Annotated in this window: 16 protein-coding genes; 12 read left to right on the plus strand and 4 right to left on the minus strand. The window is 54.5% G+C overall.

All coding sequences use genetic code 11. The features are described from left to right. Positions 1-114: 114 nt before the first annotated feature. The 9 genes from PRECH8_RS11560 (at position 115) to PRECH8_RS11600 (ending at position 8,049) form a co-directional block, all read left to right on the plus strand. Positions 115-1,278, plus strand: coding sequence for a glycosyltransferase family 4 protein (locus tag PRECH8_RS11560; protein WP_242457564.1), 1,164 nt, complete (start codon positions 115-117; stop codon positions 1,276-1,278). 131 nt (positions 1,279-1,409) lie between these two features. Then, complete coding sequence (locus PRECH8_RS11565) at positions 1,410-2,144, plus strand: glycosyltransferase family 2 protein (RefSeq protein ID WP_200967261.1); 735 nt, start codon at positions 1,410-1,412, stop codon at positions 2,142-2,144. Then, complete coding sequence (locus tag PRECH8_RS11570) at positions 2,144-3,310, plus strand: glycosyltransferase family 2 protein (RefSeq protein ID WP_242457558.1); 1,167 nt, start codon at positions 2,144-2,146, stop codon at positions 3,308-3,310. The genes PRECH8_RS11565 and PRECH8_RS11570 overlap by 1 nt, the downstream gene beginning before the upstream one ends. Then, positions 3,279-4,028: a glycosyltransferase family 2 protein gene (locus PRECH8_RS11575; RefSeq protein WP_308808489.1), complete on the plus strand. Its 750-nt coding sequence runs from the start codon at positions 3,279-3,281 to the stop codon at positions 4,026-4,028. Before PRECH8_RS11570 ends, PRECH8_RS11575 begins: the two co-directional genes overlap by 32 nt. A gap of 19 nt (positions 4,029-4,047) precedes the next feature. Then, on the plus strand, positions 4,048-4,818 hold the full coding sequence (locus PRECH8_RS11580) for a sugar phosphate nucleotidyltransferase (protein ID WP_200967262.1): 771 nt from the start codon (positions 4,048-4,050) through the stop codon (positions 4,816-4,818). A gap of 5 nt (positions 4,819-4,823) precedes the next feature. Beyond that, positions 4,824-5,951: a CgeB family protein gene (locus PRECH8_RS11585; RefSeq protein ID WP_200967263.1), complete on the plus strand. Its 1,128-nt coding sequence runs from the start codon at positions 4,824-4,826 to the stop codon at positions 5,949-5,951. Between the two features lie 121 nt (positions 5,952-6,072). Continuing rightward, complete coding sequence (locus tag PRECH8_RS11590; RefSeq protein ID WP_200967264.1) at positions 6,073-7,239, plus strand: CgeB family protein; 1,167 nt, start codon at positions 6,073-6,075, stop codon at positions 7,237-7,239. Between the two features lie 13 nt (positions 7,240-7,252). Further along, positions 7,253-7,657: a hypothetical protein gene (locus tag PRECH8_RS11595; RefSeq protein ID WP_200967265.1), complete on the plus strand. Its 405-nt coding sequence runs from the start codon at positions 7,253-7,255 to the stop codon at positions 7,655-7,657. Positions 7,658-7,680: 23 nt separating this feature from the next. After that, positions 7,681-8,049 (plus strand): hypothetical protein, encoded by a 369-nt coding sequence (locus PRECH8_RS11600; protein ID WP_200967266.1) that lies wholly within the window; start codon positions 7,681-7,683, stop codon positions 8,047-8,049. A gap of 134 nt (positions 8,050-8,183) precedes the next feature. On the opposite strand, the gene PRECH8_RS11605 is transcribed toward PRECH8_RS11600, so the two are convergent. Further along, a complete protein-coding gene (locus PRECH8_RS11605; protein ID WP_200967267.1) occupies positions 8,184-9,197 on the minus strand; it encodes a ketoacyl-ACP synthase III in 1,014 nt (337 codons plus the stop codon). A 338-nt stretch (positions 9,198-9,535) separates the two neighbouring features. Here PRECH8_RS11605 and PRECH8_RS11610 point away from each other — a divergent pair, with 338 nt between their 5' ends. Continuing rightward, positions 9,536-9,988: a hypothetical protein gene (locus tag PRECH8_RS11610; protein WP_200967268.1), complete on the plus strand. Its 453-nt coding sequence runs from the start codon at positions 9,536-9,538 to the stop codon at positions 9,986-9,988. Between the two features lie 258 nt (positions 9,989-10,246). Beyond that, positions 10,247-11,245: an aldose 1-epimerase gene (locus tag PRECH8_RS11615; protein ID WP_200967269.1), complete on the plus strand. Its 999-nt coding sequence runs from the start codon at positions 10,247-10,249 to the stop codon at positions 11,243-11,245. A 244-nt stretch (positions 11,246-11,489) separates the two neighbouring features. Here PRECH8_RS11615 and PRECH8_RS11620 read toward each other — a convergent pair whose 3' ends face one another. The 3 genes from PRECH8_RS11620 to PRECH8_RS11630 all read right to left on the minus strand — a co-directional run bounded on the left by PRECH8_RS11620 (position 11,490) and on the right by PRECH8_RS11630 (position 12,693). Further along, complete coding sequence (locus PRECH8_RS11620; RefSeq protein WP_200967270.1) at positions 11,490-11,978, minus strand: hypothetical protein; 489 nt, start codon at positions 11,976-11,978, stop codon at positions 11,490-11,492. Further along, on the minus strand, positions 11,917-12,246 hold the full coding sequence (locus tag PRECH8_RS11625; RefSeq protein WP_200967271.1) for an alpha-helical endospore appendage domain-containing protein: 330 nt from the start codon (positions 12,244-12,246) through the stop codon (positions 11,917-11,919). The genes PRECH8_RS11620 and PRECH8_RS11625 overlap by 62 nt, the downstream gene beginning before the upstream one ends. Before the next feature lie 120 nt (positions 12,247-12,366). Next, positions 12,367-12,693, minus strand: coding sequence for a hypothetical protein (locus PRECH8_RS11630; RefSeq protein ID WP_200967272.1), 327 nt, complete (start codon positions 12,691-12,693; stop codon positions 12,367-12,369). A gap of 133 nt (positions 12,694-12,826) precedes the next feature. Here PRECH8_RS11630 and PRECH8_RS11635 point away from each other — a divergent pair, with 133 nt between their 5' ends. After that, a complete protein-coding gene (locus PRECH8_RS11635; protein ID WP_200967273.1) occupies positions 12,827-13,357 on the plus strand; it encodes a YhcN/YlaJ family sporulation lipoprotein in 531 nt (176 codons plus the stop codon). Positions 13,358-13,440: the final 83 nt, after the last annotated feature.

Consider the following 13,440-nt stretch of genomic DNA (forward strand, 5'->3'; position numbering starts at 1 on the left):
GGGTCCGTGTCTTTCTGCGTTCAAGGTTCAAGTCTTCGATTCGCAGAAGTTGAGCTGAAGTTGTGATCGTCTTTTGCCCCTGGTAGTCCCTATAAAGAGGTGATCAATGTGCCAATGGAAATCGCCGTTATCTGTCCAGGTCAGCATGCAGCAGCCAGCGAGCGCAGCAGTTCGGTGGAACGAGTGGCTGCAGAGATGAGCCGCAGATTGCCCGCTTCCTATCGGGTAACCATTTACAGTCGGAGATTGCAGGGAACGCTCCATCACGAAAAGATCGGCAATGTCATCCATCGGCGGATCTGCGCCGACAGCCGTTCCTCCTATATCCAACAAGTACTGCGTTGTTTGCGTGAGCAACCGCCGGATCTCATCCAGATCGAAAACCGTCCCTTCCTCGTTAAGCAGTTTCGCCGCCGTTTTCCCCGTATACCGCTTCTCTTGTCCCTTCATTCCACCACTTTCGTACAGCCTCGCACCTATGGCCGGGAGGCGATTCGCTTCTGTTTGAAACAGGCAAGCCGCATCATCGTGAACAGCGCATATCTTGCTGCATGGCTGCAGCATCAATATCGCCAGAAGCCTAATCATCTCCATATCTGCCATCCGGGGACGGATGTACAGCGCTTCATGAGCAAATATACACCGCAAGGTGCAGAGCAGGCCCAGTTGTTAAGGGAAGAACTGGGCTACGAGAAGAAGAAGATCGTGCTGTATATGGGGCGGCTGGTGCCCATCAAAGGCGTTCACCATCTGCTAGACGTATGGCCGCAGGTGATCGCGGAACATGATGATGCCGTGCTGGTGATCTGCGGCAGCGCAAAGTATGGCTCGGATCGGCTCACCCCATATGTGCGGAAGCTTCACCTTGCAGGCAACCGCATGCCTCGCCATGTGCGGTTCGTCCCCTATGTTCCCCATTCGGTGGTGCCGGCCTGGTATCAAGCTGCTGATGTGGTGGTGACGCCGTCGGCGGAACAAGAAGCCTTCGGTTTGGTCAATGCAGAGGCACTGGCCTGTGCGACGCCCGTCGTCTCGACACGTACAGGGGGGATCGTGGAAGTTATCCAACATGGGGTGAATGGCTGGTTGATCGAGCCGAGACAATTGAGCAAACGGCTGGGCCCGGTACTCAACAAACTGCTGGACGATGGGACGCTGAGGGAACGGTATGGGCGGGACGGTGCAGCCTGGATCAGGCAGCGTTATACCTGGGAACACACTGCCGGGAAATATGCGGAACTGTATGAGAGGTATGCATCGGTGCGCAGCGGCCGCTAGGGATTGCCGCTTCTGTCTCGGAAGATCAGCACCGGTCACGGGTACGGACGCCGTTGCCTGCCTTTGCCCTGACCATATGATAAAAATGACACGTTCGGCAGGAGACATCAACGGGAGGAGGCCTGCGCTGGATGGACAAACGCTTATCGGTGATCATCCCCGTATGGAACGAGAAGGCAACGATCGCCGCTGTTATTCGTGAATGCTTCAAACTCGACCCCGCTGCCGAGGTTATCGTCGTCGCTAACGGCACGAAGGATGGCAGCAGAGAGATTGCTCAGCGGGAAGGTGCAGTCGTGATCACTATCCCTTATCCGCTCGGCCATGATGTTGGCCGCAGTGTGGGGGCCCGCCGGGCAGCCGGTGATCTGCTCTTATTCCTGGATGGTGATATGGTGATCCCGGCTGCTCAGCTTGCGCCGTTCATCGCAGAACTCCATCGAGGAGCCGATATCGTGTTGAATGCTTACAATGGTCCCGTCGGCGTGAAGCATGCGCACGATGTGGTTGTAGCCAAACACGTGCTGAATGCGGCCCTTAACCGGCCGGATCTTGAGGGCTGGTCCCTGAGCACCGTGCCGCATGCGATGACCCGGGAAGCAGCGCTGCGGATCGGCATCGAGCATCTGGCAGTGCCGCCCCTGGCCCATGCGATGGCCGTCCATATGGGGCTGAAGATCGCAGCGGCGCCGAGGGTTCCTGTAGGCAAGCTGAACCCGCTGCGCAGTCATCGGCGCAACGGTGATCCGACGGGACGGATGATGCTGGGCGATCATCTGGAGGCCTTAGACTGGCTGTTACAACGAACGAATCCGCGCGGGCTCAGGCATGATTACGGCAGGCGGAGAGACGAGGTGAGAGGATGATGGCACCGAGCAAGCTCCGCCGCCGACGCAAAGGAACGAGTAGCGGGCAGCGGCGGGTCCGTTCTCTCGTTCGCCGCAGCACAGCACGCAAGATGCGCATTTCCCATCCGCTGCTTGCGGGACCTCCTGCCGGCAGAGACAGCGGCCGCAAGCTGCGGATCGGCATGCGCGGCACAGATCGTATGGGCAAAGGACGGCTTACAAGCAAGGTTCGCCGGGTCGGAGGCGCAAGGCGTTACAGCCGAACGGGGAAGACTCGCAAGAATCGGTGTGGGCAGGCTTGGTTCGCTGCACGGCGGAAGCATGCGGCCGGCAGCATCAGGGAAGCCGCAAGGCGCCCGCGCAGGGCTGGGCAAACCCTGTGCATGGGTACTTCTCACAAGCTCCGCTTTCGCCGCAGCATCGCGGCGGTTGTCACATGCAAGGATGAACAGTACACCTTGCCGGCGGTACTCCGCGAGCTCAGGCGTTTGCCGCTGCAAGAGATCCTGGTGATCATCAATGGTTCAACGGACCGCAGCTTAGAGCAGGCGCTGAAGTTCAGCCGGATCACCATCGTCTGGTGTCCGGAGGCCTTGGGTCACGATGTGGGCAGAGCCCTTGGTGCCCGTCTCACCACGTCGGATACCGTGCTCTTCCTCGACGGGGATCTGCCGATTCGTGCGGAGCGCCTTGTGCCTTTCCTGCATGCAGTTGAGCGCGGAGCCGATCTCGCATTGAATGATCTGTCGCCGTACATCGGGCGCTTTGCTGAACAAGATCATGTGACGAGATTTAAGACCTTCCTCAATCGCGTGCTGGGCAGGCGGGATCTCAAGATGAACTCCATGACGGCTGTGCCGCATGCGGTGTCCAGGCGCTTGATCACGGGCATCGGCGCGGAAAACTTCGCAGTACCGCCGAAGGCGCAGGCGTTGGCGATCATGGAGGGCTATAAGGTGACGGCTCCCGCTTCCATCGATGTCATCAAGCACAACCGGGTGCGTCCACACAATACGGGGGAGTTCAATCTAGTGGCCAATCTGATCATTGGAGATTATCTGGAAGCCATCCACGAGGTCATCCAGCGGCGCGGCGCTCGCGGCGCATATCCCGATGGGGAGCGGAAGAGAGAACTGGCATGGGGGGATGTTGATGCTTACGAGTATCGTGATACCGTCGTATAACGAGGCGGATATGCTTAGCGAATGTCTGGAATCCATCAAGCAGCACACACCGGAACCGCATGAGATCATCGTCGTCGACAATGGCTCACGAGATCATACAGTGGACGTGTGCAGAGCATATCGCTGCAAGTTCATCCGCTTCCCGGAGAACCGCGGTTTCCCCATTGCTTGCAATGCCGGCTTGCGTCTTGCGTCCGGCGATCTCTTGATGCTGCTGAACAATGACGTGCTCGTCGCCAGCCGCTGGCTGCGCAATATGCAGGACTGCCTGTTGGAGGAGGCAGGTGCCGGGATCGTAGGCCCATATACGAACTATGCGAGCGGGCAGCAAAGGGTTCGTCAGCTTCCATATACGACAGTGGAGGAATATAAGAAGATGAGCCGTGCGATGAACGCACCGGATCCGTCCCGCCGCATCGAAGTCGATCGGCTGGTGGGTTTCTGCATGTTGTTTCGCCGGGAATTGATGCAGAAGATCGGTCTGTTGGAGGAGCGCTATACGCCGGGGCACTACGAAGATGATGATTACTGCCATCGCGCCAGACAGGCGGGTTATAAGCTGCTGATCGCCGGTGATGTGTTCATTCATCATCGGGGAAGCGCGAGTTTTCGCAAGCAGAAGTCCAGACAGTTAAAAAATATCTTGACCAGAAACCGGAAATTGTTCATGAGCAAGTGGGGATACGATCCCCGCTCGCTGATACGCAATGAACGTTAGGTTAGAACGGAGGAAAGGCATGAAAGGAGTCATATTGGCTGGCGGAACCGGCTCACGTCTCATGCCGCTGACGGCTTATATGAACAAGCATCTGCTGCCAGTCGGACCCTATCCTATGATCCACTATGCCATCAGCAAACTGCGGGAAGCGGGAATTACCGAGATCCTCTTGATCATCAACGCCCAGTCCGCGCAGATGTATGCGGAATATCTCGGCAGCGGCGAGCAGTTCGGTGTTGAGATCACGTACAGGATTCAGGAACAAGCGGGCGGCATCGCCCATGCGGCAGCGTTGGCTGAACCCTTTGTGCGGGGAGACAAATTCGTCCTGCTGCTCGGTGATAATCTGTTCGAGGATTCGATCGCAGCAGAGGCATCCAGATTCGCCAAGGGGCATGAATCCGCCAGGGTATTCCTGAAGGAAGTCGATGATCCGCGCCGCTTCGGTGTCCCTCTGTTTGATGAACACGGCCGTATCATCCGCATCGAGGAAAAACCGCTCGACCCGAAATCGAACTACTGCGTGATCGGACTGTACTTCTATGATGCCAGTATGTTCGAGATCATCCGCAAGATCCAGCCGTCGGCGCGGGGGGAACTGGAGATCACCGATGTGAACAATGCATATGCCGGTATGGGGAGGCTGGGATATTCGGTTCTCAGCGGCTGGTGGATCGATGCGGGAACGCATGCCTCTCTGAGAGAAGCAGCGCAGAAACTGGAAGGGGAATACTTGGAAGCCGGCGACACCAATGGAGAGGACCGCAAAGCGGATGGAGCGGAGGAGTGAGTGAGATGGCTGGAAGGCGCAGCATACGAAGGAAGAAGTCCGCCGCGCGGGCAGGGGTTCGTGCCGGGACAAGGGACGGCTATCTGCGCGGCTGGCGGGACGGCTATCGGATCGGCGCCAGTCAAGCCATCGCCCGTCAGCTTCCCCTGCCAACGCCGACCCGGCGTCCGCTGAAGGTGCTCTTCGTGCGTGAGAATTCGACGGGGTACCATTTGATCGAGCGCGGCATCATCTCGGCCTTAAGCAAGGCGGTGGAGCAGGTAGCGGTTGCCCAGACACTCGATCCCGTGGAAGCGATCGCGGAGCGGGAAAGACCGGATCTGATGCTCGTCCTGAACGGCATCTTCGTCCTCCAGCCCGATCGGCTTGAGCGGATTCGCGCCATGGGCATTCGGACTTGTGCCTGGTATGCGGATGATCCTTATTTTATGGAACTGTCTGCACCTCTGGCGCCTCACTATGATCATGTCTTCACCCATGAGATCGGAACGGTGGAGTATTACCGCTCCCTAGGTGCTAAGGCACATTATCTGCCCTTCGCGGCGCCCCTGGAACATGCCGGGCCGATGCGTGTCGGGCAGCGCTTTTGGACGGATATCTGTTTCATCGGCTCGGGCTTCCCGAATCGCATCGCCTTCTTCGATCGCTTAGCACCGTATCTGAAGAAGAAGAAGAAGGTGTTCATTGCCGGAGGTCTGTGGAACCAACTCAAGGCATACCGCGATCTGAAGCGGGCGATCCATCTGCCGGGCGTACAGGTTGACGAGGCGCTGCAATATTATAACGGAGCGAAGATCGTGATCAATCTGCACCGCACCCATGAACCTCCGGGCGGATCGCCCTATCCCGTCGTGCCGCATTCGGTGAATCCGCGCACCTTCGAGATCAATGCTTGCTGCACGCTGCAGTTAACCGATGCGCGGAGCGATCTTGCGGCGATGTATGCGCCGGGGCTTGAGATCGAGACCTTCGCTTCACCGGGAGAATGCATCGAGAAGATGGAATATTATCTGCGCCGCGAAGACGAACGTTTGGACAAAGCGCTGCGCGCCTATGAGCGGACCCGCAGGTCCCATTCGTATGAGCAGCGCATCGCCGTGATGCTGGATACGATCTTCGGCGCCCACGGATAGATGCTGCTTAGAGTTGAAGTGGAGTTAAGACGGATGGGAGGTCGGTCCTCTGCGCCTTGATGCAGAACAATCTTGGTCCAGTCCGTTCATGTACTGGATCTGATCGAAGGAGGGATGAGAGATGGTCAAACGCAGAAGAGCCCGGCGGCTGAGCAGGGTTCGCCCGCGGGGAAGGCTTCGTGGACGATATCGCAGCAGGCGGAATTCACGGGCTAGAAGAAATGGTTATCGCAGCGGCTGGGAACAGGGATACCGCTTGGGACGCTGCCGTGCGGTGTTGAATACGGTGAATTTAGATCGGCCTTTTCCGGTGCATCCGATCCGTCTCATGTATGTCACATCAGGACTCGGCATGCCCTATGCTCCCCTGGATCAAGTCATCGCGGATACCTTTGGCGAGCAAGTCGGTGCCCTGATGGTCGCCCGTCCCTTCGACGATATCATCGGCATCGCCAGGGAATTCCAACCGAATGTGGTGGTGGCATTGGACGGCGTCCAGATGTTCTCGCCGGTCCAGCTCGAAGCCTTGCGCGCTATGGGCATCCGCACAGCGGCATGGTTCGTCGATGATCCTTATTATACGGATTTGACGACTTCGATGGCCTTCCATTACGATCTCGTATTTACGATTGAGCTGAGTTGTTACCATTTGTACAAAGATATGGGCCATTCAAATGTGCATTATTTGCCCTTGGGTGTCCATCCAAAATATTTTCAGCCCATGTCCGTCAGCAGCCGTTATGAATCGGATATCTGTTTCATCGGCACGGCCTTCTGGAACAGGGTGCATTTCTTCGATGCAGTTATACCGCATCTTCGCGGCAGGAAGTTCCGCATCATCGGCCTGTGGTGGAATCGGATGAGGCATTACCGCAAGCTGCGATCGGGGATCTGGATGAATCAATGGCTGTCGCCGGAGGAGACGGCGAAGTATTACAACGGAGCCAAGATCGTCGTGAACCTGCACCGCTCATCGGATGATATGACCTATAACCGCAACAGCAGAGGGGTTCCTGCTCTGTCGATGAATCCGCGCACCTTCGAGATCGCCGCTTGCGGAGCATTTCAGCTTTCAGACATGCGGCATGATATGCACAATTTCCTGCAGCCGGGTCATGAGATCGAGACGTTCTCCAGTGTGGAACAATTCGTGGATAAGGTGAATTACTATCTGGCGAATACCGATGCCAGGCAGACGATCGCTCTGCGCGGGTTGAAGCGAACGATGGAGACACATACATTCCGCAACCGAATTGCAGAGATGCTGCAGATTATCACGCAATCATAAGGAAGGAGCGTGGATGGAGATGGGGGCGAAGACACCTTTTCACGATACGGCACAGCAGTTCATCCAGACGATCGACGGCAGCCGTAGAGTGTTCTCCAGCCTCGTGGACTTCTTCTCCGCGATGGCTGCACAGGATTATGCAAACGACTGGGCACCGGAATGGGCGGCACGCTGTTTCAAATTCAACAAAGCTCAGAAGAAATTTCAGCGGGATTTTCAGGAATGGGTGGATTCCATCACAGAGGATGATGTGAAGCTGGTACTGCGCTTATTCGGGAGCGCGGGCGAACCTGTCAGGCTGCGGCAGGGCGGATGGCAGCTGAGCGGATTGCAACAGAACGGTTTGCAGCAGAGTGGATTGAAGCAGGGGGGGGTCTCGTCAAGTGAGTCTAAAGCAAAATGTAACGTATCAACATGATCCAAAGCAGGTTGCTCGACATCATGTGCTTTCAACAGATCCATCCAAACTTGGGGGTGATGATCATCGTGATCTTACACGTAAGAAGGCGCGGACGAAGCGTAAGAAGACGCAGACTCGTTCGAAGAACGGGTCACATTAGACGCGGAGCGGGGTCGAGCGGCGGAAGAGCATCGAGAGCTGTCAGACGGAGTCGTACGCGCACGCGTCTGGCGAGGTGGAGAAGGAGGAGATTAAACCTGCCTGCCCGCCGCAGAAGATTGGCAAGAACTCTCCGCCGCCGCGGCCGCCGGGTGAGCGGCTACAGTCGTGCCTATCGAAGTGCATTTAACCGAGCATATGATCAAGGATTCGCAGCAGGTTATGCGCAAGGGCTCGAACGGGGGCTGTAGCGAGACCTTGTATGAATCTTTTGCGATAAGGATCTAATGCAGGAACTTCGGCACAAGCTCTAACTGATGCTGCAGAGGGGAGTGCCCGACAGCCGCGAACATCAAGCTCCGCGGTTGTCGGGCCGCGTTGTGAATTACATGAGCATGATGATCCCGCAGCTGACTAAGCCCGCACCAAAGCCGTACAGCAATACTTTCTGGCCGGGTTTAATACGGCCGTCCTGCATTGCCGGTGACAAGGCCAAGGGGATCGATGCGGCGGAAGTGTTGCCGAAGTACTCCATGCTGGTCAAAGTGCGCGAGAGCGCGATCCCGCTCTTCTCGCAGATCGATTCGATCATCCTCATGTTCGCGCTGTGCGGGACGAACCAATCGACTTCAGCGGCTGCAAGACCGGCTTCTTCGAGAAGTTTGGCGATCCCTGTGCTGACTTCTGTCACTGCCCAGCGGTATACTTCACGTCCGTTCTGCACGATACAGCCGCTTCCCGTCAGAGGCTGTCCGTTCATCTGATGGGAGAGACCGCTGCGGTAGACATGGAGCCCGCCGCTGCCGTCCGTCGTGAAGTGCGAAGCGATGATCATCGGTTCAGGGTCCGCCTGCTCTCTGGCTTCCTGAGCTTCGATCAAGACGACACCCGCACCGTCGCCGAACAAGATACAGGTGGAACGGTCCTTGTAGTCCGTGATCTTGGACATCGTATCAGCTCCGAAGATCAGCGCTTTGCGGTGTGCTCCTGCCATGATGAGCTGGTCCGCCAGGTATACGCCGTAGGTAAAGCCTGCACAGGCTGCACTCAAGTCGAAGGCGGCTGCCCTGGAGGAGATCTTCAGCCGATGCTGAATCTGGGCTGCCGTGCTCGGGAAACCATAGTCCGGTGTCGAGGTGGCGACGATGATAAGATCCACATCATGCAATTCTGCACCGGATCGCTGCACGAGGTCCTTCGCAGCCTCGACGCAGAGGTCGCTTGTAAACTGATGTTCGGCGGCAATACGCCGCTGCCGCATCCCCGTGCGGCGGAGAATCCACTCATCGCTCGTATCGACCATTTTCTCAAGATCGTGATTGGTAAGGATGCGTTCCGGTACATAGGTTCCGACAGCTGTGATTCTGGCGGCAGCTGTGGAGAAATTGGTCTTGGACATGGCGGTGGATCACCTCATTATATTTATTTATGATCTGGTTCTATGATCTGATTCTAATTTTTTTATTATAATCTACAAGATAAGCTGCCTCCCAGTCAATTAATTTGATGAATGCTGAAATTTGTTGAATATTTTGCACTTCATAAGCATAACATCGCTGAATCGGCATAAGATGATAGTGAATTTTCATCCTTCGGATCATGGTTATCGGCTCCATAACCGAACAAGTAAACGAATGAACCAGTGGACGAACAAAAGAATCCGGTTGTTACAGGCGGACAGCTTCTATAAGTATCAGTCTTTGTGAAAATCGACTATTAGGAAAGGAATGAAGAAAAATGGCAAATCAGGAGCAGGCCGTAGAGTTGGAAGAAATGATGATAGGGGAGGAAATGTCCGCAGATCCATTCTTATTAGCTGATGATGATTACGATGAAGCAGACGATTTCGATGAGTTGGCGAATGATGAGGATTTCGATGAAGATGACAATGAAGTATTCAATGATGATGTAAGGACAGCGGATGATGATGACGAAGACGACGAGGACGAAGGCGATGAAGACGATGACGAGGACGACGATGATGATGAAGACGATTCTCGAGATGAAGATGCGGAGGATGATGAAGACGACGATGACTACGAAGAAGATGATGATGACGAGGATGATGATGAGGATGATGAGGATGATGACGAGGATGATGAGGATGACGAGGATGATGACGAGGATGATGAGGATGATGAGGATGATGACGAGGATGATGAGGATGATGACGACAAGGACGATGACTGAATTCTTGGTCCTTGGTTAAGTCATAGGAGATGTACATGAATTGAGGCGAATAAGGGAGGCGAATGATTCGTCTCTCTTTGTTGTTGTGCTAGACGATAGAAAATATCGTCCTAGCATGTCCTCAGCGCATCTTTCATCATGTGCAAAGGCAGATATGCTGCACACAATCGGCGGAGGCTTCCTACAGCGGACTTAAATGTGATATGTTAGAAGAGGATACGGAGAAAACTGGCTATATGAAGGAGGCTTTGATCACTGATGATCAGCAAGGCGCAACGCGGCACATACAAAGGAGAAGAAGCAGTCATCCTGCAATATGGTACATACGAAGCAACGGTGCTCCCTAATATCGGGGCGAATCTGATCTCTTATCGCATCACGGACAAGCAATACACGATTCTAAGGGAACCGGAGTCGATCGAAGAACTGCGTGCCAATCCCGGCGTATACGGGATTCCGATCCTGTTCCCGCCGAATCGTTATGAAGACGGGAAATTCCCGTGGAATGGCAAAGTATATGAATTCCCGGTGAACGAAGAAGCGACCAACAACCATCTGCACGGTTTCTTGATGGATATCCCTTGGAAAGTCGATCAGATCAGTGCAGACGAAAGTGAAAGCCGTGTCGTTCTGTCTGTAACGGTGGATGAAGATCATCCGGTGTACCGTTACCTGCCGCACCGCTTCACCGTTCGTCTAAGATATGCACTCGATCGTTTCGGCTTAAGCCAGCAAGTGACGGTACACAATGAAGGCAAGGATGCGATGCCTTGTCTGCTTGCATTCCATACGGCGATCAACGCTCCGTTCGCGCCGAACAGCAAGCCGTCGGATTATACGTTCAAGATCACGATCGGCAACCGCTGGGAGCTGAATGAGCGCATGCTGCCAACGGGTAAATTCCAGCCGCTGACGGCAGAAGAAGAACAGATGAAGCGCGGCGGGGTATCTCCTTATTTTGCAGCGATGGATAACCACTATACGAGTAAGCCGCAGAACGGCCGCAACCGCATGGAGTTGTACGATGCGAGCGAACAGGTAACCCTCGTATATGATGTCGGCACGGCATTTAAGCAATGGATGGTCTGGAACAATAATCGTTCGGAGAAGTTTTTCTGCCCGGAGCCGCAGATGAACCTCGTCAATGCACCGAATGTAGATCTGCCTGCCGATGAGATCGGCCTGTTAGGTTTACAGCCGGGCGAGATCTTCGAAGAGACGAGCAGAATCTATCTCGTGAATGGAAAACTGTCATAAGCTGTACTTCATTCTACACACGGCACGGTGCGCTGAACTTCTTATGACGAAAGCGCATTAGCTCATTACTATTCATATCTCTAAAACATGAAGCCGGATACGGGACGAGATCTGCTTCCTCATCAGCAGTCCTGATTTTGCTCTATCAGGTGTCTGCATGAAGAGAGCAAAGGGACCCGTGTCCGGCTTCACTTTAACTATGAAGATCAGTTAGGAAAGATGCGAAAGATGAGCGATTGATGACTTATGACCTGTCGGGGGCCAAGCTGGGAAATTGGGCGTATCTTCCCCGAACGGGTGAGATGTCCAAATTAAGCACCTGACGATTAACCGTCGAATGGGACAGATCTTCACCGCACGGGGATGCGGGACATACGCAACGATGAAGCCACGGCCGTACTGGTGTCCCTAGACGTGTATTGCGCAAACGAAGCTGCATGATCTGCTCAGCAAGACGGATCTGATAACGCGCGAGTACAGCGAGTTCATGAGCGGTTTGTTCGTGTTCTGCCGCCGGGCGGACAGCCGTATACGCTTCGGAGATCGTCTCAGCGATCAAGGCCAAGGCTTGCTGCGAACGGGCCAGGGACTCCAAGATATTCAAGCGGATCTCTTGTTCTCGCAGGATATCTCGATTCATCACTTCATCCATGCACTCCTGATCGATTCCATCATTGATCGAACAGGCTGCTGAGGTCTGCATCGCCGAGTGAAGCGTTGCCCGAGCTGTCATCGGTGCTCACGAGCAGTTTCAGGTGCCTTGCCAAGCCTGCCTCGATTTTCGTAATTCCTTCGATCACCTCGATGAGCTGTTCGTGGATTTTGACCGCCTCTTGTAATTGCGATTCATGGTTCGGATAGGCGGACGAGCTGACATGCTGACATGTCCAGCCGCCGGCTTTGCCCATCTCCTTCGCCTTGGCCTCAAGGATGGCTGCCAGATGATACTGCATGCTCGCATTAGCTGCTAATATTCTAAGATATGCCTGTTCATGTGCCATTAGAGGTCCCCCCTTGCTCAAGCTCCATCTAATCTCCATTCAGCAGCTTTATTCCTCTATCTATACTCCTCGATCCATAGTCCTCAGCATCCTGTTGTCCTCAGTCACAAGCCTCAGCGATCACTCCTCTTCCTGTTCTCTCAGATTCTCCAACACAGGTTCGAGATTATCCGCCAAGGCCTCCTGCAGATCACCGATGCTGTTCAGATAGGCCGCGACATTGCTGGTTAAGTTCATCGCTTGTTCTAGGACTGCATCCTTGCCGCGGAAAGTCATACCTTGAACCGGCACGACGCTGACCAGTTCATGAGCCGTATGCAAGGCGATGTCTTTCGCGGCCAGCAGGATATTGGCTAATTCTTCATGTGCCTTGGCCATATGAGATAGAAAATCAGCTGCCTGTTTATCGATCATCGGATCGCCACCCGTTGCTGTAAGTTTCTTCATATCAGCATATGATCGGAGGCGGCTTAAGGTTCGAAAGGGATAAAGGTTCTGTGAGGCTCGTATGAATCGCGGACACAAGATACAAGCTAGGATTAATGTTCCTAAGATTTTGGATCCAGACAGGAGGATGCACATGATAAGAAAACTCAGTCCAATTCTAGCAACAGCAGCGATCACGATCGTGCTAGTCTCGTGCGGGCAGTTGAACCGGAGCGGCGATCGACTGCAGATGTCCGGCGAAGAGACGAATTGGCAGGCCTACGATGTGAACCATTCGCAAATGCTGAATCGGATGGATATGCACATTAATACGCGTATGGAAGCCGCCGACCATATCGCATCGTATGTGAAGGAATTGGAGCGTGTAGCTGATGCTGTCGCAATTCGAACCGATCGCCAGATATATGTGGGTGTCAAATTAGCTAATACCTATGCCCGAGAAGGGGATGAGATGTCACCGGCGATGCAAGTTCGGGTGCTGCAAGCGGTGCGGGCAGCCGATGCGACGGTAACGAATGTCCATGTTTCGAGCAGGCCTGAAGTGTATGATACCATCAAGCGCTATAGATCGAAGCTGATGAAAGGCGTCTCGGATCGCATCCTTGTCCAATCCTTCAGCACGCGCATGCAGAGCCTGTTCGAGGATTCCGCCCTGAGCCCGTAAACTTGCCCATTTTGCCTTGATAACCGCACCATTGATGTTACCCCTTCATACTATATCTCTGACTGTATCCCTAAACCTTGTAA

It is taken from the genome of Insulibacter thermoxylanivorax, from assembly GCF_015472005.1.
Taxonomy (GTDB): Bacteria; Bacillota; Bacilli; order Paenibacillales; family DA-C8; genus Insulibacter; species Insulibacter thermoxylanivorax.

What these genes read in the sequence shown, in the direction of transcription:
- PRECH8_RS11560 (WP_242457564.1), top strand. Translation starts at nt 115, where the DNA reads ATGGAAATCGCCGTTATCTGTCCAGGTCAGCATGCAGCAGCCAGCGAG.
- PRECH8_RS11565 (WP_200967261.1), top strand. Translation starts at nt 1,410, where the DNA reads ATGGACAAACGCTTATCGGTGATCATCCCCGTATGGAACGAGAAGGCA.
- PRECH8_RS11570 (WP_242457558.1), top strand. Translation starts at nt 2,144, where the DNA reads ATGGCACCGAGCAAGCTCCGCCGCCGACGCAAAGGAACGAGTAGCGGG.
- PRECH8_RS11575 (WP_308808489.1), top strand. Translation starts at nt 3,279, where the DNA reads ATGCTTACGAGTATCGTGATACCGTCGTATAACGAGGCGGATATGCTT.
- PRECH8_RS11580 (WP_200967262.1), top strand. Translation starts at nt 4,048, where the DNA reads ATGAAAGGAGTCATATTGGCTGGCGGAACCGGCTCACGTCTCATGCCG.
- PRECH8_RS11585 (WP_200967263.1), top strand. Translation starts at nt 4,824, where the DNA reads ATGGCTGGAAGGCGCAGCATACGAAGGAAGAAGTCCGCCGCGCGGGCA.
- PRECH8_RS11590 (WP_200967264.1), top strand. Translation starts at nt 6,073, where the DNA reads ATGGTCAAACGCAGAAGAGCCCGGCGGCTGAGCAGGGTTCGCCCGCGG.
- PRECH8_RS11595 (WP_200967265.1), top strand. Translation starts at nt 7,253, where the DNA reads ATGGAGATGGGGGCGAAGACACCTTTTCACGATACGGCACAGCAGTTC.
- PRECH8_RS11600 (WP_200967266.1), top strand. Translation starts at nt 7,681, where the DNA reads ATGTGCTTTCAACAGATCCATCCAAACTTGGGGGTGATGATCATCGTG.
- PRECH8_RS11605 (WP_200967267.1), bottom strand. Translation starts at nt 9,197, where the DNA reads ATGTCCAAGACCAATTTCTCCACAGCTGCCGCCAGAATCACAGCTGTC.
- PRECH8_RS11610 (WP_200967268.1), top strand. Translation starts at nt 9,536, where the DNA reads ATGGCAAATCAGGAGCAGGCCGTAGAGTTGGAAGAAATGATGATAGGG.
- PRECH8_RS11615 (WP_200967269.1), top strand. Translation starts at nt 10,247, where the DNA reads ATGATCAGCAAGGCGCAACGCGGCACATACAAAGGAGAAGAAGCAGTC.
- PRECH8_RS11620 (WP_200967270.1), bottom strand. Translation starts at nt 11,978, where the DNA reads ATGACAGCTCGGGCAACGCTTCACTCGGCGATGCAGACCTCAGCAGCC.
- PRECH8_RS11625 (WP_200967271.1), bottom strand. Translation starts at nt 12,246, where the DNA reads ATGGCACATGAACAGGCATATCTTAGAATATTAGCAGCTAATGCGAGC.
- PRECH8_RS11630 (WP_200967272.1), bottom strand. Translation starts at nt 12,693, where the DNA reads ATGAAGAAACTTACAGCAACGGGTGGCGATCCGATGATCGATAAACAG.
- PRECH8_RS11635 (WP_200967273.1), top strand. Translation starts at nt 12,827, where the DNA reads ATGATAAGAAAACTCAGTCCAATTCTAGCAACAGCAGCGATCACGATC.